Raw genomic sequence first — 20,571 nt, 5'->3', positions numbered from 1 at the left:
CTTTCCGCAATTTTTTAAGCCGGAAATAAAAGAACTGCGTATTTTTCCTGCTACAAATCCAAGACAGGACCTAATTTAGTCATAATGGCCGAAATTTTTACGCTAGATACGTTTAACTCTCTATCTGGTAACTTAACGGTATACAATAATACCCTACCCGGTGATATTAAACGTGTTTTTTACATTCACGGAGCAGGTAATGCCCAACGCGGTGGACATCGCCACCATAATGCCTGGAACGCACTTATCTGTTTGGTAGGCCATTGCCACGTGTATGTACAGGATAGTGAAACGGAAGGAGACTATACCTTAGCAAGCCCGAATACCTGTTTGGTATTGGAACCCAAAGATTGGCATGTGATGGACCAGTTTAGTGATGACGCGGTGTTGCTGGTTTTGTCGAATGAACCGTACGATAAGGCTGATTATATTGACGAACCCTATCCTGCATGCCGGTATGCGTCCGTAAACAACTCATAATAACTAACCGCATCCGTTGTGGAGCTAAGCATTATTATACCTGTCTACAACAGTGAACGTACGCTGATCCCGTTGCTGGAGCGGCTGGAAGAATGCCTGACAGGGCGGGCATTTGAAGTCGTGCTGGTCAATGATGGCAGCAGGGACCGTTCTGAGTGGGTCTGCACCCGGCTAGCCGACCGGTATAGTAATGTGAAAGTAGTTAGCCTGCGACGGAATTTCGGGGAATTCAACGCCGTACTTTGCGGCCTGAACTTTGCCGTTGGTCAGTTTGCCGCCGTCATCGACGATGATTTTCAGAATCCCCCCGAGGCAATCCTTTCGCTGCTGGAATCGGCTCAATCTGAAGGATACGACGTTGTTTATAGCCGGTATGATCAAAAGCAGCATCACTGGTTTCGGAATATAGGCAGTGACCTGACCAACACGCTGGCAACGTACCTGCTGCGCAAGCCCAGCGACCTGTATCTATCCAGTTTCAAACTGATCCGACGGGAGGTCATCGATGAAATTATCCGGTACACTGGCCCATATCCATATATCGATGGGTTGATTTTCCGGGTGACCAGCAACGTTGGCAGTGTACTGGTGCCGCACCATTCACGTCAGGAAGGCAGATCGAACTACACCCTTCGTAAGCTGATCTCCTTATTTCTAACCGTGCTGGTTGGGTACTCGGTATTGCCGCTCCGGGTACTGACGGGCATCGGAGCGGCGCTACTGGGGTTCAGTATCTGGTTAGGTATTGTTCTGTTTGTTGGTGATACGGCTGGGTGGCTGGTTGTCCGTGAATGGGAACTGGCCTTCTGGGTAGTGGCTATGTTAGGCGGGCTGCAACTGTTATTCGTTGGGATCATCGGTGAGTACGTTGGCCGTCTATCTATGACCCAGAGTGGTATGCCGCCCTACGTGATCAAACGTACCTGGGGGGTATTGGAAGCGAAAACGCATGATTGAAAAGACCGGCGAATTCGGCCGGATGTTTGCCGTTGAAGAGCAACTCTGGTGGTATCGTCATTTACATGATCAGGTTATCCGGCGCATACAGGCCCGATTCGGGCAACGCAGAGACCTCACCATTCTCGATGCAGGCTGTGGAACGGGCGGGCTGTTGAGTCGCCTGCGACAAGCGGGCTACACCGCTATTCATGGGGTAGATGGGTCACCGGAGGGCGTGACGTTTTGTCGGGAACGTGGTTTGCCCGTAGACTTACTCAATCTAAATCAGCTGGCTTCCTATTCGCCAGCGGGGATGAGTGACGCCTCATTCGATGTGATCATCTGCAATGATGTATTCTGCTACTTTGTAGATACTGACCTGATTCCCCTGTTGTCGGAGTTTGAACGGCGACTGCGTCCGGGTGGTATACTGATCTCGAACAACAATGCTTTCTCCGTCTTCTGGGGCGAGCACGATCTGGCCGTAGGTAGTCTGCGCCGGTTTGTTCGTGCGGATTTCAATAGGCTGTTAGTCGATACAGGACTGCAAATCCGGTCAGCTACGTACTGGAGTTTTTTACTCTCACCGTTGATTTTATTGGTTCGCCAGTGGCAGGCGCTCAAACTGCGGTTACGCAAACGGCCAGCAGCCGAACTGACGTCTGACGTTGAGCTGTCGCCCCCATTGCTCAATCAATGGCTATATAGCGTAGTATCCTTTGAACGGAAACTGATCCCGTCAGCGCCATTCGGTAGTTCACTGCTGCTCGAAATTGAACCAGGCACACGCGCCTGAGGACGCTGATGCAAAGGCAGAAAAAGCAACCGCCCAGCTGTTGGGTAACTGCTCGCTACAGTTGCAGGCCCATATCGCGCCAGAAAAGCGGCTGTCTGACTGGGGGTCAGCAGGTCGGGATAGAGATTGATCCCGGCGAACTGATTGTCCCGGAGGAAGCGATCTAAAAACAGCCAGTCAGCTTCCGTAAACCTGTAGCCGGGGTCAAGCAAACGGGGCCATTCAGCCGTCCGAAACGGCTTGACAAGGTCGGGGTGCAGCCGCCCGACATACTGGCCAACGGTGGCTTTGTGGTAAAAACGCCGGAGGGTGTTCACGCCATTTTGAGCCAAATAATGCGGACAAAGGCCATCGCCGTTCATGACTCCATCGGCCCCCTGAATACAGAATGGCCAGTCGAACACAGCTTTGCCAGGTGTGTCACGAACAACCCGGAGGTAGGTTGCCAGGGAAGGCGACAGCTTGTTGACCGGAAAAGTGCGGCGGTATTCGTAGCCATGGTACCATTCAGCCAACATGAGACCAACAAGGCCAATTACAGCCAGCTTACCTACCCGATTGGCAGGCGCCCGAAACGGAAGGGCCAGCATACAGAATAGCACTGGATACACCATGCTGGCCCGGCCGCCATGGCGATTAAACGCAAACCAGGGAAAGATTTTGAGCGTGGGAACGAGCGCTGGATGGTAGAACAGACAGAGCAGCAGCAGCAGAACGACGGGCCCCCACAGCCCTGCCCGTCTACGCTGTTGCCACAGCCCCGCCGCCGCAAGCATGACAAGGTATAGGCCTGGACTGGTTTGCGCATAACTCTCAAACGAAGCATCTTTAAAGTAGCTTTCGTAGTGGATAGCCGCGCTGTCCAGGCCAGCTAAGCTTGGGATGAGCAGCCTGAGCGGGTGCGACCAGGCACGCAGTTCGCCACCCTTCGGGAAGACGTACCCAAGCGCATCGAAACTGATCTGCGCCGACAGGGGAATATAGAGCCAGGCGGTAAAAAGGCAAAGGAAAAGTAGAAAGAGCACCGTGCTTTTATCTTTCGTATAGCTAGCTGTTAACCAATTGGTTAACAGTGTTAAGTTGGGTTGCTTGTCAGGCCTGTTTCTGAGCCAGAGGCGGTAGCCGATAAATGGCAAAGAAAGGGTGGTAAAGGCTAGTGCATAGCCCGCTACGTAGCCTAATTCCAGGCCTAAAATGGCCAGGTGAAGCCAGATCCAAAACAACCAGAAAGGTAGGCTCACCTGCCTGGACTGGTAGAGGTCATACAAAAGCAGATAGGTCGCCAGCATACACAACGCCGTCCAGTGAACGACTGCCATGTTGAGGTGGATCGGGTATTTAAACAAATTATAGAACGTAAATACCGAAACGATTAACCCTACCAGTCCAGCTTTACTATAACCGAATCGAGTATGAAGTAGCAAGAACGTACCTACCGCGCCGACAGCCAGGCTGTACAGGAAATAGAGTTGCAGGAACGGTTTGTACTCTGCATCGGCCCAGCAGCTTAGCAGCGCGTAAAAAAAATCGCGCTCAAATCCCCAGGGTAAGAAAACATGGTGGGTGCCATACGGATAAAGGGTCTGATTAGTATGCAGATCGAGCCAGGGTACAGGCCACAGCGAGAGGTTACTGGCGAAATAGTAACACGTGTAGGCGTACTGGTCGGTATCGTCACCATCGAGCAGCGGACCGCTAAAATCCTGGATGATACCGATACCCAGTGCCACCACCACAATACCCAACAAGATGGCAAGAAGCAGGGTATTCCGGCGTGAATCGGGAAGGAGTGTGATGGTCATACCGCGTAAAAGTCCACACGATGGGCTACTTTTGCAACTAAATTCCCTAGCAGGCGCAACCGGAAGAAAAATGGATTACGTACCTGGCATAGCGGCCCATTGGCTAGCGCTGTCAGCGTGCAGGCTGGTTTTCTAGCCCACCTGCCAGACACGGACCCACACTTCCTGTTCCCTTTATTTATTCCCCAATGGCCGATTATAACCACCGCGAAACCGAACAGAAATGGCAGCGGTTCTGGGAGAAAAACCAGACGTACAAGACTGATTCACCATCTGAAAAGCCCAAATATTATGTGCTCGACATGTTTCCGTACCCATCAGGAGCAGGGCTGCACGTGGGGCATCCTCTTGGCTATATCGCGTCTGACATTGTAGCACGCTACAAACGTCTTAAAGGATTTAATGTGCTCCACCCAATGGGATTCGATTCCTTTGGGCTCCCTGCCGAACAGTATGCTATTCAGACTGGCCAGCACCCGGCGCTGACGACCGAACAGAATCTGGCCCGTTATACCGAGCAGCTAAAAAATATCGGCTTCAGCTATGACTGGAGCCGCGAGGTACGTACCTCTGATCCGGCGTATTATACATGGACGCAGTGGATTTTTATGGAGTTGTTTCGTTCGTGGTACAACCGCGAGACAGACAGGGCAGAACCCATCGAAACGCTCCTGGAGAAGTTCGCTCAGCATGGTACAACGGGTGTTCAGGCTGTTTGCGATGAAACTTCGTTGCCGTTTACGGCTGAAGAGTGGAACGCTAAATCGGAGGAACAACAATACGCCATTACGTTACAGTACCGCTTAACGTACCTGGCCGATGCAATGGTGAACTGGTGCCCCGGTTTAGGGACAGTACTGGCCAATGATGAAGTAAAAGATAGTCCCAGCGGACGGGTTTCAGAACGCGGCGGCTATCCCGTTGAGCAAAAGCTGATGCGCCAGTGGATGATGCGCATCACGGCCTACGCCGATCGACTATTGTACGGCCTCGATACCATCGATTGGTCGGAGTCGATCAAGGAGCAGCAGCGTAACTGGATTGGCCGGAGCGTTGGGGCCAGCGTAAAATTTTCGCTTGGTAGTGAAGGCTTCATCGAGGTGTTCACCACGCGTGTTGATACGATCTACGGGGTTACGTTCATGGTGCTTGCCCCCGAACATGAGCTCGTTGCCGACCTGACCACGCCCGAACAACAGGAAGCCGTAGATGTTTATATCGCAGCCGTGAAACTTCGCTCGGAGCGCGACCGGATGATGGACGCCAGAACGGTGTCGGGTGTATTTACCGGTAGCTACTGTGTCAACCCGATCAGTGGCGCGCAGGTACCGATCTGGCTGGCCGATTACGTGTTGGCTGGCTACGGAACAGGGGCGGTCATGGCCGTACCATCCGGCGATCAGCGCGACTACCTGTTTGCGAAGCAATATGATCTGCCAATCGTACCGATTCTGGACGCCCAGAAGGGGCTGGATGAGCAGGCCGACAATACCAAGGAGGGCCATTACATCAACTCTGACGTGGTGAACGGGCTAACGTACCCAGCGGCTACGGCCCGACTGATTGCCTTGCTGGAAGAAAGAGGGGCTGGTAAGGGTAAAGTCAATTACCGTATGCGCGACGCTGTTTTCAGTCGTCAGCGTTACTGGGGTGAACCCGTACCGGTATACTTCGCAACCAACAGCCAGGGCGAACCCATTCCGTACTTGATCGATGAGGCCGACCTGCCGCTCGAGTTACCCGCTATTGACAAGTATTTGCCGACCGAAACCGGTGAGCCACCACTGGGCCGGGCCGAAGACTGGAAATACAAAGCGGACGGCCGCCCCGGCGAATACGAGTATGAACTCAGCACCATGCCTGGCTGGGCAGGATCATCGTGGTACTGGTACCGCTACATGGACCCGCAGAACAGCGACGAGTTTGCCGATCGCAAGGCCATCGATTACTGGCAGGACGTTGACTTATATATGGGTGGTTCTGAACATGCAACCGGCCACTTGCTCTACAGCCGTTTTTGGAACAAGTTCTTAAAAGACCGTGGGTACGTTCCGCAGGAAGAGCCGTTCAAAAAGCTCATCAATCAGGGCATGATTCAGGGCCGGTCAATGCTGGTGTATCGACTCGAGGGGGCTGGCGGTCCGGCGGGTCGGCAGCAAGGCAAGGCACCAGTATTTGTGTCGCATGGCCTGAAGGATCAATACGAAACCACCGAACTTTATGCCGATGTCAACATTGTTGAAAACGATCTGCTAGACATTGAAGCGTTTAAAAACTGGCTTCCCGATTATGCCAACGCTGAATTCATTCTTGAAGCCGATGGAACTTACGTTTGTGGTTCGGCCGTCGAGAAAATGTCGAAGTCAAAATACAACGTCGTTAACCCCGATGTAGTGGCTGAGCGGTATGGGGCCGATGTGCTTCGGTTATACGAGATGTTCCTTGGCCCATTGGAGCAGGCAAAACCCTGGAATACGAACGGCATCGACGGTACGTATCGGTTTATTCGCAAATTCTGGCGCTTATTCTACAAAGATGTACCCGGCACGGAGCAGTCAGACTGGATCGTCACTGATGAAACGCCAACTGCCGAGGAGCTGAAGGTTTTGCACAAAACCATTAAAAAAGCGCAGGAGGATATTGAGAGCTTCTCATTCAACACCTCGGTATCGGCGTTTATGGTCTGTGTAAACGAATTGTCGGCGTTAAAGTGTAACAAACGGGCCATTTTGCAGGAGCTGGTTCTGCTGCTATCACCCTACGCACCGCACATCACCGAAGAGCTGTGGGCCGCTTTGGGCAACGAGCCGGGCACCGTTTCAAAGGCAACGTACCCAGTATTCAATCCGCAGTATCTGGTTGAGAACACATTCGAGTACCCGATCCAGATCAACGGCAAAGTACGGACCACGATCAACTTTGCGCTCGACCGGCCAACTGCTGACATCGAGCAGGATGTACTGGCCAATGAGGTCGTTCAGAAATGGATGGAGGGCAAGGCTCCCAAGAAGGTCGTAGTCGTGCCCAAGCGGATTGTAAACGTAGTCATGTAAGGGAGAGTGAAAGAGCGGCTGACGCAGGATTATGCTGGCGTCAGCCACTCTTTCGCTCTTTCACCAATCACTCTTTAGCATTTCCGTTACCAGCCTTGCTGAATTCCTGGCGGCAGTGCTCAAAAAGGCAAGCAGGTCGATAACGGCGTGGCTGTCGGCGCGGTCGCTCAGGCTGCGAATAACGAGGCAGGGAATTTGTTGCTGATAGCAAACCTGCGCAACGGCGGCCCCTTCCATTTCAATGGCGTCTGCGCCATATTCGCTGCGCAGTTCGTCCGACCGTTTTGCCGAGTGAACAAATTCATCACCCGTCAGAATTCGACCAACGGTAACAAGAGGCGGCCGGTCGAATCCCGGTACCGTTTCAAACTCGATTGTTTGCGCGCTCGTTTCAGCTAACCTGAGCATAGCCGCATCAGCCGGGAAATAGAGCGGGTTCAGCGCGTAACTGACAGGATGCATACTCTGTCGCGTAGGTTCCATAGTAAGGGTCACGGAACGCACATCGTGAAACCCCACTTCACCGCCAATGACTAGATCGCCGGGTTGCAGATCGGCACGTACCCCGCCCGCAATACCTGTAAAGATGACCCGGCTGGGCCGGAAATGGGCCATGACAAAGGCAGTTGTCATGGCGGCGTTAACTTTACCGATGCCCGTCAGCGTAACAACGACTTGCTGTGTGCCCAGCATACCCGTCACAAAACGGTGCCCCTGTAAATCGACAACTTCAGGATGTTGCAGCGCTTCTTCAATAAGCTTCACTTCTTCGCCAAAAGCCCCCAATAAGGCTGTGATTGGCGACACTGTATTCATTACTTGCATGCTGCGAAGCTACTGGTTACAGGAATGTCAACTCAGAAGAGGTCCGTTTTTTTCGATAATTGGCATACAGCGTTTGGCGACAACGACATTCTACAGAAAAGAAACGGGGAAAAACAGGCGAGAGCCGGTTTAAGCCTCTTGTTAGAAAAGTACAAAAATATTTTGCGCTGACTTGCTTTTTTCGGTAATTAGCCTTACTTTTGCACTAGAATTTCAAGCGACATCCGTCGGCTTCTCTCTGTTCTAAGCGACCAATCACTGGTCGCACTCGTTTGTAAGATGTGGTCTACAGAGCCGGCACGGATGTACAAAAGACAGTACAGGCTGTGGGGCGGTGGCTTTAAGATAACGAGGGTCAACTACGCTAGTCTAAGCGATTTCAAATTCACCTGGGTACTCAATGGGAGTAGGGGTTATTTCCATGTCGGTTACGACAAACTAGCCTGGGTTGGTGCTTAGTGGGTATCCTGCACACGTCACTGTCTGCTTGACGAACTTCCGCCGTATGCGGAACGAATTAATTTTACCAATTTCCTATGAATCTGGACAACATCCAGCCCGAGACCGACGAGATCGTCGATCAAACTCCTGTGCAGGAAGAGGCCGCACAGACCAACAATCAACAAATCGACGCTAATGCCGCTTTTGAGGCTGCTATCGCTGACGTTGATCTACCAGCCAACGAGGTTGAACAACCCATTATCAAAGAAACAATCACCGTACAGCCTGTGGCTACCGGTCGCACATTTGCTGACCTAAACGTGTCGGCCGATATTCTGGCTGCCGTTACGGAAATGGGCTTTACAACGCCTTCACCCATTCAGGCCGAGGCCATCCCGCCAATTATGGCTGGCCGTGACGTGATCGGACAGGCGCAGACCGGAACGGGTAAAACAGCCGCTTTTGGTATTCCCGCCCTTGAACTGATCGATCCTAGCGACCGTAGCGTACAGGTGCTCATTCTATGCCCGACGCGTGAACTGGCCGTTCAGGTAACCGAAGAACTGCGTAAGCTCAGCAAGTTCAAGCGTGGTATCTATATTGAAACGATCTACGGCGGCGACTCAATCGAGCGGCAGATCCGGTCGTTGAAAAAAGGGGTTCACATCGTGGTTGGCACGCCCGGCCGGGTGATGGACCACATGCAGCGGAACACGCTGAAGCTCGATGATGCCAAAATGATCATCCTGGACGAAGCCGACGAAATGCTCGACATGGGCTTCCGGGAAGATATTGAAAGCATTCTGGAAGACTTCCCCCAGGAGCGCCAGACCGTATTGTTCTCGGCTACGATGTCGAAGCCAATTCTGGCTATGACCCAGCGGTTCCAGGAAAACCCGGTGATGGTGAAAGTGGTGAAGAAAGAGCTCACCAACGTTAACATCGAACAGGTATACTTCGAAGTGAAGCCCCGGGCCAAAACCGAAGTGATGTGCCGTCTGATCGACCTTTATGACCTGAAACTGATGCTGGTGTTCTGTAACACAAAGCGGAAAGTTGAAGAGATCGTGGAAGATATGATGGTCCGTGGCTATCAGGCCGAAGGGTTACATGGTGACCTGCGGCAGGCGCAGCGGAACAACGTGATGAGCAAATTCCGCTCGGGCGTAACAACGATCCTGGTGGCTACCGACGTAGCTGCGCGGGGTATCGACGTCGATAACGTGGATGCCGTCATTAACTACGACATTCCCCTCGACGAAGAATACTACGTACACCGGATTGGCCGGACGGGCCGGGCTGGTAAGTCAGGCCGTGCGTTCTCGCTGGTCAGCCGTGACGAGAAATTCCGGTTCCGGGATATCCAGTCATATACCAAAGTACGGGTCGACAAAGGGGTTATCCCCTCGTTCGAAGATATCGTAGGCATCCGCAAAGCCCGTTTCATCGAGCAACTGGAAGCTGATATTACGGAGAGCAAAGACCTGCATCTGTACGATGATATGCTGACGCAACTGCAACACACTGGTTTCTCTACGGAGCAGATCGTAGCTGCCTTGATGAAGCGGAGCATGGGCATCGAGAAAAACGAATTCTCAGACAAAGACCTGAACGAAGAAGACCGTCGCAATGGTCGTTTTGACGACCGCGGTGGCCGTGGCGATTCGCGCGAAGGCGGTCGTGGTCGCTTCGATGACCGTCGTAACGATTCACGCGGCGGCGATCGGGGCGGGCGTTTCGAGGATCGTCGTGGCGGTGATCGGGGTGGTCGCTTCGAAGATCGTCGTGGCGGTAATGATCGGGGTGGTCGTTTCGAGGATCGTCGTGGTGGCGGTCGTTTTGACGATCGTGGCCCCCGTCCTGAGCGTGAAGGCGGTAAAGAAGGTTACTTTGCCCGCAACAACGAACGTCCTGTTCGTGAGCGTGAGCCAAACATGACCCGCCTGAGCGTGAGCATCGGTCGTCGTGACTATGTTCGTCCAGGTGACCTGGTAGGCGCTATCGCTGGCGAGTCGGGCATTCCCGGCAGCAGCATCGGTAGCATCGATATTTTCGATAAACACACGTTTGTCGACGTACCCAATGATGTAGCTAACCGTGTGGTGCAAGCCATGGACGGTAACAACATCAAAGGCCGTCAGGTGAACGTAGAGATCGCTAAATAAGTAGCGTTCATAATGATTGAAAAGCCGCTCTGGATAATCCGGAGCGGCTTTTTTTGTGTATTGAGTACGTCGTTATCGGCGGGGGGCTTCGCCGATAACGACGTACCTACCTTTTCGCCTCCGTCATATCTAACTGCTGAATGAGCGGATTGGCCTCGGGTGTCAGCGTGAAAAAAACATGGAGCTTACCTCGTTCGCCATTGATGGTGAACGTACCACGCAGGTTGTTTTCCGGAACCAGTTCGCCGACGCCGGTGACCTGACCAATCTTGTCAAATAGGGCCTGGGTTGCTTTCCTGCGTAACGCAATTGGTGTGTCGGGAAAGAAGTTTTCGGCAAAAATGCCGCTTGCTTCGCCGTTCTTCCAATCGGGCAGGAGGGAAACTAGTTCCACTTTCCGTTTGGCTAGTATTGGGGACACTGGTATGGGGCGGGGCTTCAGCCCGGCGAGCGCAATCAGCGTGTCGAGGGCGATTGTGTTGATACCGCGCAGTCCGGAATACGTCAGATTGGCGCAGCCGATAACGCCTATTCCGTAGTCAGGGAGCACCTGCCATTCACTGCCAAAACCAGGTAAACCGCCGCTATGCCCAACGCTGACCCGTCCTTCGCAGTCACGTACCCATACCAGGCCGTAGGCATAGCTGATTGTTTGCGGGCATAGCCTGCCGGAAGCGTACCTGAATTGGGGATTCAATCCCCGAAAATTCCAGGGTTGCTGCATCTCCCGAATCGAACTTCGTTTTACCGGCCCCGTCTCGGCTCCGTCGCGGGCTGGCCAGGCGTTTAGATGTAGGGCCATGTATGCCGAGAAATCCTCGACAGTCGTTATCAAGCCACCCATAGCGCCCCATGACCCGTCGGCCAGCGGAATTTCAGGAAGGTGCTTCCCTTCCTGCCAGCGGTACCCGTTCACGTAGCGGGCGGGGTCTGCTTGCCGGTAGTCCCAAATCGTACTGGTCATACCCAGTGGCTTCAGAATAGCGTTGGTGATGTACTGCTGATACGGTTGTTTTGTTACGTTCGTGATAATTCGACCCAGGAGCGCAAAGCCCAGGTTGGCATACTCATAAGCGACCCCCGGCGCATTAGACAGCGATATACCTCCCTTCAGAAACTGCGTCAACTCAGCTTCCGAATCGGCCAGTTGACGGTCACCCCAGGGGTTGTCTTCCGGGAAGCCTGCCGCATGGGTGAGCAGATGCCGAACGGTGATGGCGGGAGCGTCGGATGTGAGCGGCTTCAACTGCTTCAGTTCAGGTACGTAGTTGGCAGCCGGGTCATCGAGGCGGAGTTTGCCTTCATCCCGAAGCTTCAGGATCGCCATGGCAGTCAGGCTTTTCGTCATGGAGGCGATGCGGAATTGCGACTGTGCCGTGGCGGGCCGTTTAGTGGCCAGATCCGCAAAACCCGCGCCCTGGCCATGCACCAACTGCCCATCAACCACAACCCCGAAGCCTAGTCCAGGTACGTTGCGTTGTGCGGCATAATCGCGGTATAGCTTGTCAATGACTGGTAGCGCAGCCTTGATTCTGGCGAGCCGGTCAGGGTCAGGGGAGGGGTTGGGGCTCTGCCCCATGGCCGAGAGGCAGATGCCGGCCGATAGAAGTAGCGTTGTAAGGAAGTAGCGATGCATCATACTGCAAAGTACGAGTCAGCGCACAAAAAAAGTGGCCTGCCTGTATGGAAAGCCACTTTTCTGCAAAAAATATAAGCCTTTAGTTGACCTCGTAATAATACCCGAAGATGATTCCCATCTCATCGTCGCTGGTGAGGCCAAACTGGACGGTCTTGTTGGTGGTGTTATTATAGGTGATCTCAGACGTGAGCCCTTCGCCTTTCGCCAGCTGTATGGGCGTGGCAAAGTTGATGACGTCCGGATGTTCCCAATCAGTAGTCGTATACACAATTTCGCCGTCGCGAGCGCCCCCTTTGATTCGGATAACAAACTTCTCACCCAGTTTATGCATGTGTGATGTGAGCGACAAAATCAGTGAAGGCTTGCCAACAGTGAATGATTTTGTGAATGTCTTCCGGGCGCCAGCGGGTATCGACAGGCTGGTATTAGCCATATTGAGCGTCTTGACCACCTTGGTCACAGATGCCTGAGGCGTTGTGTACATATTGATATAGGACTCCCCTCTGATGACTGACGTGCTCTTGTTCACGTAATGCACGTTCAGGTCGAAGGATGAGTTGGCCGGAATCAGCAAGGCGGCACCCTCCGGGAACTTGTACTCATAGGCCATGCTCGGGCTACCCATCAGGTACGTATGATTCGACATTTGCAACGCCGTCAGCAGGTTTAGGGTGCCATCTGCGTTACGCAGGTCACGTACCTGATCCATGGGTGGAGCAACGGCTTTATTGTCGAAATCGTAAGCCAGAAAGTGGTGGCTACCGGGGCGCATGCTGACCGTAAACCGGTTTACGTAAATGTCGGTGGGGTTGCCTACCGCCCGCCGAACAAAGATTTCCCGCTCAAAATTGGTGGCCACATCAAACGCATCGACTTTCAGCTGATACCCTTGTCCGCTGGCGGGGGCGGCGGGTGGTGTAAAGGCGCTGTTAGGAGCCGTGCTGGGCGTTTTGTCATCCAGCAGGGCCGGATCGATCGCGTTACCCGTCGCCAGTGCCCCACCTTCAATCCATCGACGAACAAACTCGATTTGCCCGACAGACAGTGCCTCGCTGCCCAGCGGCATTGGGTTGCCGTAGCTTTTACCGCTGTGATGCGATGCGTCGACGTTCAGCTTATGGAACAACAGGCTTTCCAGCGACACAAACGGCTTTACCCGCTTATGTCCGTCGGCCAGTGATTCGGCGTTTTTGGGAGCAACACCAACCAGATTTTTATAGGCTACACCAGCGGCTAGCACCAGCCCATGCTGCCGGAATGCGGCGTCTGCTTCTGAGGCGTGGCAGCCCGCTGTGGCACATGAAGGCGTGAGAATACGATCCTGAATCAGCTCAAAAGAGGTTTTCGCTAAATCGGGGGTGGTCACGTCAGCGTTTTTCTTGCAGGAAGCGACTAGCAACGCAGCGCCGAATGTGGCAGTCAGTAAAACGCGGGTCATCATACCAGAATGGTTAAAAACGAAGAACAAAATGCTGTTTAGGCTGCTCCCGGCGAAAAAAGACCAGCCCCACGCCAAACAGATCGATGGTAACCTGAACCCGGGGATGCCCTTTTATCGTCTCCCAGGCCTGCTCCATTTCTTCCGACCAATGAATGTCATCAAAGATAAACAGTGTATCATTATGAATGTGGGGTAAGCACGTCATAAAATACTGAACTGTAGGCGTATACCGATGATTCGCGTCGAAAAAAACCAGATCGATAACAGGGAGGGAAGCTACCGTTTCGGCCAGCGTTTCGTCCAGGTTACCCACAACCAGCTTTACCGCTGGATAGCCGAGTTGATCGAGATGGGTGCGAGCCAGTGTTGCCGTGTTCGGGCAGCCTTCAAACGAATAAAGCTGACCGCCCGTTTGCGAAACGGCATTCGCCAGATAGGCGGTAGTTAAGCCCAGCGACGTACCCAGTTCGAGAACGTGCCTGGCCTGAAAGTGCAGCACCAGCCGATGGAGCAGCCAGGCATACCGGGCTGGCTTCTGGGCATGGCGGGCAATCGTGGCTAGGTGTCGGAGGTTACCTGCCGATTGACGCGAACCGGCGCCCAGATCGGTAACTGATATCGTTTTATCGCTACGAAGTAAAGCCGATCGAAGCGCTTCGATCGGCAACGTACCTGGCGGGGCAGCATGCTTCGGACGAAGTACGTCGCGATAGAGCGCGTAGACAAAGGGCGAGTGCAACCCATGCAGGTTGCCGGCCCGCCACAGATAACGGAGGTACGCCGCAATCACAGATTCCTGGTAACGTTAATTCAGCTGGAAAGGCACCACCATCGTGAATTCGGGGACCTGAATACGAAATTGTTTCCCATCGATCAACCGCTCGACGAGGTAGGAGCCCACCATTTTGCCCATGCTGGCGTGCAGGTTACAACCCGACACATATTCGTGCCGTTCACCAGGTTCGAGTACGGGTTGCAGGCCGATAACCCCTTCGCCTTCTACTTCCCGAACCTGCCCATTGGCGTCGTAGATTAGCCAGTGGCGGCGAAGGAGCTGAATGGTGTGTTCGCTATGGTTTTCAATGGCTATGCGATACGTGAATACATAATGCGCCTGCATTGGGCTGGAATACCCATGCTGGTATTCTGTTTTCACGCTGACTTTAATGCCTTCCGTTACTGCCGTAATCATAAAAAAAACTCGTTTTCGACAACTTTAGAACGTAAAGTACGAGCTAAAGTTTGTTTCCTCAACCAGAGAAGTCTAAAATAAATTTCAGGTATGTGCTCTAGCATGTGTTCAATTCTTTAGACAAATTAGCCTCGGTTCGGTTAATTTGTTACCAACGTATTCTTCACTTTATGAACGTAATCATTGCTGAGTCCTGGAAGCCCTACCTGCAACCCGAATTCGATAAACCCTACTTTACCAAATTAGCTGAATTTTTGCGCGAAGAGTACTCGGCGCAACGAGTCTATCCGCCAGGAAAGCTACTGTTCAACGCCTTCGACAAATGTCCGTTCGAAGAGACACGCGTGGTCATTCTGGGGCAAGACCCCTACCATGGGGAAGGGCAGGCCAATGGCTTAGCCTTTTCGGTGGCTGATGGCATCACCAAACCGCCCTCGTTGATTAATATTTTCAAAGAGATTCAGGATGATCTGGGTAAGCCGATTCCTAAATCGGGTAACCTGGAGCGCTGGGCTTCCCAAGGTGTAATGCTCCTCAACTCAACGCTGACTGTGCGGGCGGGGCAGGCCGGTTCGCACCAGGGAAAAGGCTGGGAAACGTTTACCGATGCAGTCATCAAACTACTTTCGGAACAGAAAGAAAACGTGGTGTTCTTGCTCTGGGGCGCCTATGCGCAGAAGAAGGGAGCCGTCATTGATGAGAATAAGCATCTGGTATTGAAATCGAAACACCCATCGCCGATGGCGGCTCAGTGGGGGGGCTGGTTTGGTAACAAGCACTTCAGCCAGGCCAATGAGTACCTGACCAGCAAAGGGCTGGCTCCGATTGAGTGGTAGCAACGTACCTAAGTAACTAAAAAAGGCTCTTCCCGAACTGGGAAGAGCCTTTTTTAGGCAGTACTGACCAATTAATACCCTGGGTTCTGCTGAGCCAGCAATGTGGGGTTCAGCGAAGCTTCTGAGGTCGGGATGGGCCACAGGAAGCGGTAATCGTTGTAAGGAATAGCCGCTACAATACCGGTCAACACGGGCCGGGTGGTTAAGTTGTAGCTTGTATTTCTGATCTGTGATACGTCGATCTTAGCCGGAATGCCACCTGTCGAGTATTTCGGATCCAGGGCAAGGCGGTGAATATCCGGCCAGCGGCGACCCTCGCCCGTGAACTCAATCCGGCGCTCGTTCAGAATCGCCAACGTCAGATCGGCGGGGGCAGTGGTGTAGCGCTCGGCAACCGGTACCGCCCGGTTACGAACGGCGTTCAGCAGCAGCAGTGCCTGGGCACTGTTTCCCTGACGCGAATAGGCTTCCGACACGTTTAACAAGACTTCAGCATACCGTAAAATGGGGGCCCAGTCGGCACGGGTAGTATACTGACGGTACTTGTAATTGAAGTAGAACGGATAGCTACCCGTTGTCTGGGCAACCTGTAACAAGGTACGCCGTGTATCGCCGGCTACCCAGAAGGGGGCATTGTACAGGTTCGGGCTTGTGGCAATCAGGTCACGACCACCCAGTGAAGTTGGGCCGAACATACTGGGCAGCGCCCCATTGACACCCGGGTTCGAGTTCAGGCTATTGGCAATGGAGAAGATAGACTCTGCGTTGGCTGTGTAGTTAACAAACGGTGCATCCACGCTGGCCTCCAGTTTATAGCTGCCAATAGGACTGGTGAACGTACCCGTTGTTGCTGCTGTACCGAGTTTAGCGCCTTCCGTAATCACACCGGCCCAGTCTTGCATGTGCTGTTTAACCCGTGTTTTCAGGGCAATGGCTGCCCCGGAAGTGGCCCGTGAAATAGACGTTGCCAAGGCTGCACGTGCTGCAGGCAGGTTCGTTTCTGCGAAATCGAGGTCAGCCAGGATCTTGGTATAGGTCTGCGCCACAGTACCACGGCCTTGGGCCAGGCCGTCCTGCACCGACGTGGTTGAGTTGATCGGGTTCTCGCGGTACGGTACGCCTGGGTTCCCACCGTTGTTATCGGCGTACGGACGCGAAAAATGAATCAGCAGTTCATGGTGAGCCATTGCCCGCAGAAAACGACCTTCCCCTTCATACTGAGCCGCCTGAGTGGCAGTGATGACGCCATTGGTGCCTGCCTGCCGAACACCTGTGATCAAAATGTTCGCCTGGTTGATCAGGGCATAGAGTTGCTCCCAGTAGTTTACGTTGTTGGCCGTAGTGGTTGAATATACAGCACGGTACGTGAAATCGTAGAATGCCTGAAGATTAACCATGTCTTCGCCGCGCATCTCGTTCTGCTCAATCGAAGCGGCGCCGAACGGATAGCCGCGACCGGCACCGCCCGAATAGGTTCCGATGGCTGCCGACTGATAAACGCCATTGGCAACCAGCTCAATACTATTGGCCGATGTGAATGCCGTATTCTCCGACAAAGAAGCCAATGGGTTGAGTTCTGTAAATTTTTGGCAGGAAGAAACAACCAGCAACGTACCCAGCAGGGTCGCTTTGGCTAGCTTTCCTTTATTCAGAAAATTGATTATCACTTTTTTCATGTGTGTCTGTCAATAAACTAACGCGATGGGTTGGGTTCAGCCGGTTGCGATGAGAATGAATTAGGCGCATCACGGCAGCCCGATCATGGCAGCTAGCAGTGCTTAGAAATTCATGTTGAGACCGACAGTGTATGTGCGTGGAACCGGGTTCGTCCGGTTGTCAACACCCGGAGCAACGTTTGTGGTGACGCTGCTGCCCAGTTCGGGATCAAGTCCTTTGTACTTGGTGAAGACAAACGCATTCTGCACTTGGGCATAGACCCGGAAGCTGCTGGCGCGGATCGACCGGCGCAAACCGGCTGGCAGCGTGTAGCCTAAGCTGAGGTTCTGCACCCGCAGGAATGCACCGTCTTCGAGGAAGCGGCTGTTCAGGTTGCCGTTTTGCAAGACCGTCGCATCAGAGTTGAAATACAGCTTGGGTACGTCGGTCACCTGTCCGTCAGTTGTCCAGCGATTCAGCAGTTCACGACCCGAGTTGGCAAACACCTGGTTGTTCAGCTGCTCCTGGCGGGTAACGTTGTAAATTTTGTTGCCACCTGCAAAGGTCAGGAACACTGTTGCGTCGAAGTTCTTATACGAGAACGAGTTGTTGAATCCGCCATACCAGGTTGGGTTACCCACGCCCAGTACGCGTTTGTCGCTGTTGGTCAACGCTGCCGCAGAGGTAGCAACATTGGTTGGGTTAGCCGGATCGTAGCGAGCCCACACGAAGTTGTTTGTGGCTGTGGTTACTTTGCCTGTCAGGTATTGCACCAGTGTTCCGTCTCCTTTTTCAAAGATTGGGTTACCGTTCGATGGGTTTACACCACGGCTCACGTAGCCATAGAAAGCACCAATCGACTCGCCCTCGCGCAGGATGTTGTACGTCGACGGAATGTCGCTGCCGTTTACCAGCTGCTGAATTTTGTTTTGCACAAACGTCAGGTTGAAGTTGGTGCGCCACGCGAAGCTATTGGTCTGGAAATTAACCGTGTTCAACGACAGCTCAACGCCCTGGTTGTACATCCGACCAATGTTCTGGGCAATCTGGTTGGCTGGAACACCCAGTGAAGGAGGTGTTGGCGCCTGCAGGATCAGATTGTCGATGTTGTTGCGGAAATACTCGGCCGTGAAGCTAATCCGGTTAGCCAGGAACGACGCATCAATACCGAAATTCAGTTTTTTGCTGGTTTCAAACTTCAGGTTACTGTTACCAACCTGGCTATACCGAATCCCCGTCACATCGCCATACTGCGTGGCCGAGAAGATACCGGCGTAGGGGTAGTTACCAATCTCGACGTTACCTACAACAGCATAGCCACCGCGCAGTTTCAACTCATTGAGGAACGTTACCGATTTCAGGAATTTCTCCTCCGATAAACGCCAGCCCACCGAAATACCCGGTAGCACCGCGCTTTGGTTACCGATAGGCAGCGATGAAATCTTGTCCTGACGCACGGTGGCACTCAGCAGATACCGGTCGCCGTAAGCGTAGTTGGCCCGGCCAAATACGGATTCAAAAGCGCGTTGGTTAGCCGTACCGCCGATTTGCTGGTTGGTCAACGAACCACTGATGATGTTGCCGTTTACGCCAAAGTATTTGTCAGATAAGCCCGTACCGTAAGCTTCAAAGTAGCGGTAGTTCGTTTTCTGGTTCTCGTAGCCTATGACTGCACCAATCTTGTGTTGACCGAACGTCTGGTTGTAGCTCAGCGTGTTCTGCCAGTTATAGCGGAACTGATTCTGGTAAATCTGGTCGAGTGAGCCTTTTACCGAAACGCCATCGCCATGATCTGGATTCAGGTACGTGAAATCTTCGTTGTTCAGATAATTTACACCAATCTGCGTACGGGCATTCAGGCCCTTGGCAAGCTGAAGATCCACGAACGTGTTGCCCGTCAGGTTCAGGTTTTGGTTCGTGTAAATGTTGTTATCGAGGATGAACTTCTGGTTTGTGTAGTTACCATAGATAGCCCGTGTATTGGCCCCCCGGCCCAGGCTCTGTCCTTCGATGTTGTACGTTCCGTCCGGGTACTGAATGGCTACGTTCGGAAAGGCATAGATTGCCGCCGCGATGTTGCCAGACAAGGCATTGGTGCCCTGGTTCAGGCCCGTATTCTTGGTCTGAGTAGCAAACACATTGATACCAAATGTCAGCTTGTCGTTGAACGCCTTCTGGTCGAGTTTGGCGCGAATGCTGTACTTCGTCTGGTTGTTGGCATTGATGTTACCCTCCAGATTGGCATAGCCTAGCGAGAAGTAATAGTTCGTCTGGTCTGTAGCGCCGCTGAACGACAAGGCGTGGTTTTGCTGAAAACCAGTGCGCAGAATAACGCTCTGCCAGTCTGAATCGTAAAAACCGCCGGTTGCTGTATTCGACGTCGGGAAGGCCGCCGCCGCAATACCGGCATTGGTCAGCTTCTCATTGGCGATCGCGATGAACTCGTTGGCATTCAGCAGATCGAACCGTTTTGAAGGTTGTGCCAGCGCAATCCAGCCGTCGTACGACAGGCGAGGTGCTCCTTTTTTGCCGCGTTTGGTTGTGATCAGGATTACGCCGTTTGCTGCCCGTGACCCGTAAATAGCTGTTGCCGAGCCATCTTTCAGCACTTCAACGCTTTCAATATCGTTGGGGTTAATGTCGCCCAGTGGATTGTATGGGTTGCTGGCCGTTGCGCCCTGGTTACCCGTAATATACGGAACACCGTCAACGACGTAGAGAGGATCGGAACTGTTCGAAATCGAGTTTGTTCCCCGAATACGTACCCGGGCTGCCTGCCCCAAAACGCCGCCAGGCACCGATGCCTGCACACCAGCTACCTGACCTTGCAGGTATTTATCGAAGCTGGGAACGGCAATGTTTTTGATGCCATCGCCTTTTATCGTTCCTACAGACCCCGTCACGTCGCGGCGCTGCTGCGTTCCGTAACCTGTTACGACCACTTCACTCAATTGCTGAGAATCGCCGGTTAAAGCGGTGTTGACGGTGGTCCGATTACCAACGGCAGCCTCCAGCGTGGTATAGCCGATATAGCTAAATACGAGCGTGCTGGTTCCTGCGGTATTGATCCGGTAATTCCCCTGCGCATCTGTAGTGGTACCACGTGTAGTACCTTTCACCTGTACGGTTACACCTGGCAGCGGAGTGCCATCGTCTGATGAAGTTACCCGGCCCTGAACGGAGATATCCTGTGCCAGCATGGGCAACGCGAATAGCAACAACAGTAGCAAACTTCCTATAAACTGTCTGTTCATAGATGTGTCTGATAAGTGAGTTTGTTGATTAAATAGTTATAAACTGACGCCC

14 protein-coding genes are annotated in these 20,571 nt (G+C 53.0%); 6 read left to right on the top strand and 8 right to left on the bottom strand.

All coding sequences use genetic code 11. The annotated features are described in order from the left end of the window. Nucleotides 1-84 precede the first annotated feature (84 nt). From ACAW75_RS03720 to ACAW75_RS03710, 3 genes are read left to right on the top strand one after another with little or no spacing between them, the layout of a single operon-like run. A complete protein-coding gene (locus ACAW75_RS03720) occupies nt 85-480 on the top strand; it encodes a sugar 3,4-ketoisomerase (RefSeq protein WP_370727332.1) in 396 nt (131 codons plus the stop codon). A gap of 18 nt (nt 481-498) precedes the next feature. After that, nucleotides 499-1,437, top strand: a complete 939-nt coding sequence (locus ACAW75_RS03715; RefSeq protein WP_370727331.1) for a glycosyltransferase family 2 protein — start codon at nt 499-501, stop codon at nt 1,435-1,437. Further along, nucleotides 1,430-2,215: a class I SAM-dependent DNA methyltransferase gene (locus tag ACAW75_RS03710; protein WP_370727330.1), complete on the top strand. Its 786-nt coding sequence runs from the start codon at nt 1,430-1,432 to the stop codon at nt 2,213-2,215. The genes ACAW75_RS03715 and ACAW75_RS03710 overlap by 8 nt, the downstream gene beginning before the upstream one ends. Here ACAW75_RS03710 and ACAW75_RS03705 read toward each other — a convergent pair. Next, nucleotides 2,113-4,017, bottom strand: a complete 1,905-nt coding sequence (locus tag ACAW75_RS03705) for a hypothetical protein (protein WP_370727329.1) — start codon at nt 4,015-4,017, stop codon at nt 2,113-2,115. The two genes, ACAW75_RS03710 and ACAW75_RS03705, sit on opposite strands and share 103 nt — an antisense overlap. Nucleotides 4,018-4,205: 188 nt before the next feature. Between ACAW75_RS03705 and leuS the strand changes: the two genes are divergently transcribed. Further along, nucleotides 4,206-7,070, top strand: coding sequence for a leucine--tRNA ligase (gene leuS / locus ACAW75_RS03700; RefSeq protein WP_370727328.1), 2,865 nt, complete (start codon nt 4,206-4,208; stop codon nt 7,068-7,070). Between the two features lie 60 nt (nt 7,071-7,130). Here the strand turns inward: leuS and ACAW75_RS03695 are convergent, their stop codons facing one another. Then, nucleotides 7,131-7,895 (bottom strand): 5'-methylthioadenosine/adenosylhomocysteine nucleosidase, encoded by a 765-nt coding sequence (locus ACAW75_RS03695; protein ID WP_370727327.1) that lies wholly within the window; start codon nt 7,893-7,895, stop codon nt 7,131-7,133. 536 nt (nt 7,896-8,431) lie between these two features. On the opposite strand from ACAW75_RS03695, the gene ACAW75_RS03690 reads away from it, so the two are divergent. Further along, nucleotides 8,432-10,501, top strand: coding sequence for a DEAD/DEAH box helicase (locus ACAW75_RS03690; protein WP_370727326.1), 2,070 nt, complete (start codon nt 8,432-8,434; stop codon nt 10,499-10,501). 106 nt (nt 10,502-10,607) lie between these two features. On the opposite strand, the gene ACAW75_RS03685 is transcribed toward ACAW75_RS03690, so the two are convergent. The 4 genes from ACAW75_RS03685 to apaG all read right to left on the bottom strand — a co-directional run bounded on the left by ACAW75_RS03685 (nt 10,608) and on the right by apaG (nt 14,773). Beyond that, nucleotides 10,608-12,140 carry a serine hydrolase domain-containing protein gene (locus ACAW75_RS03685; RefSeq protein WP_370727325.1) on the bottom strand — a complete coding sequence of 511 codons (1,533 nt, stop codon included), beginning with the start codon at nt 12,138-12,140 and terminating at the stop codon, nt 10,608-10,610. Between the two features lie 79 nt (nt 12,141-12,219). Beyond that, nucleotides 12,220-13,581 (bottom strand): monooxygenase, encoded by a 1,362-nt coding sequence (locus ACAW75_RS03680; protein WP_370727324.1) that lies wholly within the window; start codon nt 13,579-13,581, stop codon nt 12,220-12,222. 10 nt (nt 13,582-13,591) lie between these two features. Beyond that, complete coding sequence (locus ACAW75_RS03675; protein WP_370727323.1) at nt 13,592-14,371, bottom strand: O-methyltransferase; 780 nt, start codon at nt 14,369-14,371, stop codon at nt 13,592-13,594. Between the two features lie 15 nt (nt 14,372-14,386). Continuing rightward, nucleotides 14,387-14,773: a Co2+/Mg2+ efflux facilitator ApaG/CorD gene (gene apaG / locus ACAW75_RS03670; protein WP_370727322.1), complete on the bottom strand. Its 387-nt coding sequence runs from the start codon at nt 14,771-14,773 to the stop codon at nt 14,387-14,389. Nucleotides 14,774-14,943: 170 nt separating this feature from the next. On the opposite strand from apaG, the gene ung reads away from it, so the two are divergent. Then, entirely contained in the window at nt 14,944-15,609 is a 666-nt protein-coding gene (gene ung / locus ACAW75_RS03665) for a uracil-DNA glycosylase (protein ID WP_370727321.1), read from the top strand. Nucleotides 15,610-15,680: 71 nt separating this feature from the next. On the opposite strand, the gene ACAW75_RS03660 is transcribed toward ung, so the two are convergent. Then, nucleotides 15,681-17,285 carry a RagB/SusD family nutrient uptake outer membrane protein gene (locus ACAW75_RS03660; protein ID WP_370727320.1) on the bottom strand — a complete coding sequence of 535 codons (1,605 nt, stop codon included), beginning with the start codon at nt 17,283-17,285 and terminating at the stop codon, nt 15,681-15,683. 102 nt (nt 17,286-17,387) lie between these two features. Continuing rightward, nucleotides 17,388-20,519 (bottom strand): SusC/RagA family TonB-linked outer membrane protein, encoded by a 3,132-nt coding sequence (locus ACAW75_RS03655; protein ID WP_370727319.1) that lies wholly within the window; start codon nt 20,517-20,519, stop codon nt 17,388-17,390. Nucleotides 20,520-20,571 lie beyond the last annotated feature (52 nt).

This window comes from Fibrella arboris (genome assembly GCF_041321095.1).
Lineage (GTDB): Bacteria > Bacteroidota > Bacteroidia > Cytophagales > Spirosomataceae > Fibrella > Fibrella arboris.
Note: the sequence above shows the minus strand (reverse complement) of the source record. Positions and strands in the feature narration are given on the sequence as shown.

Excerpts from the sequence above, each read along its gene's own strand:
- ACAW75_RS03705 (WP_370727329.1), bottom strand. The coding sequence starts at position 4,017 with ATGACCATCACACTCCTTCCCGATTCACGCCGGAATACCCTGCTTCTT.
- ACAW75_RS03720 (WP_370727332.1), top strand. The coding sequence starts at position 85 with ATGGCCGAAATTTTTACGCTAGATACGTTTAACTCTCTATCTGGTAAC.
- ACAW75_RS03690 (WP_370727326.1), top strand. The coding sequence starts at position 8,432 with ATGAATCTGGACAACATCCAGCCCGAGACCGACGAGATCGTCGATCAA.
- leuS (WP_370727328.1), top strand. The coding sequence starts at position 4,206 with ATGGCCGATTATAACCACCGCGAAACCGAACAGAAATGGCAGCGGTTC.
- ung (WP_370727321.1), top strand. The coding sequence starts at position 14,944 with ATGAACGTAATCATTGCTGAGTCCTGGAAGCCCTACCTGCAACCCGAA.
- ACAW75_RS03660 (WP_370727320.1), bottom strand. The coding sequence starts at position 17,285 with ATGAAAAAAGTGATAATCAATTTTCTGAATAAAGGAAAGCTAGCCAAA.
- ACAW75_RS03695 (WP_370727327.1), bottom strand. The coding sequence starts at position 7,895 with ATGCAAGTAATGAATACAGTGTCGCCAATCACAGCCTTATTGGGGGCT.
- apaG (WP_370727322.1), bottom strand. The coding sequence starts at position 14,773 with ATGATTACGGCAGTAACGGAAGGCATTAAAGTCAGCGTGAAAACAGAA.
- ACAW75_RS03655 (WP_370727319.1), bottom strand. The coding sequence starts at position 20,519 with ATGAACAGACAGTTTATAGGAAGTTTGCTACTGTTGTTGCTATTCGCG.
- ACAW75_RS03680 (WP_370727324.1), bottom strand. The coding sequence starts at position 13,581 with ATGATGACCCGCGTTTTACTGACTGCCACATTCGGCGCTGCGTTGCTA.
- ACAW75_RS03710 (WP_370727330.1), top strand. The coding sequence starts at position 1,430 with ATGATTGAAAAGACCGGCGAATTCGGCCGGATGTTTGCCGTTGAAGAG.
- ACAW75_RS03685 (WP_370727325.1), bottom strand. The coding sequence starts at position 12,140 with ATGATGCATCGCTACTTCCTTACAACGCTACTTCTATCGGCCGGCATC.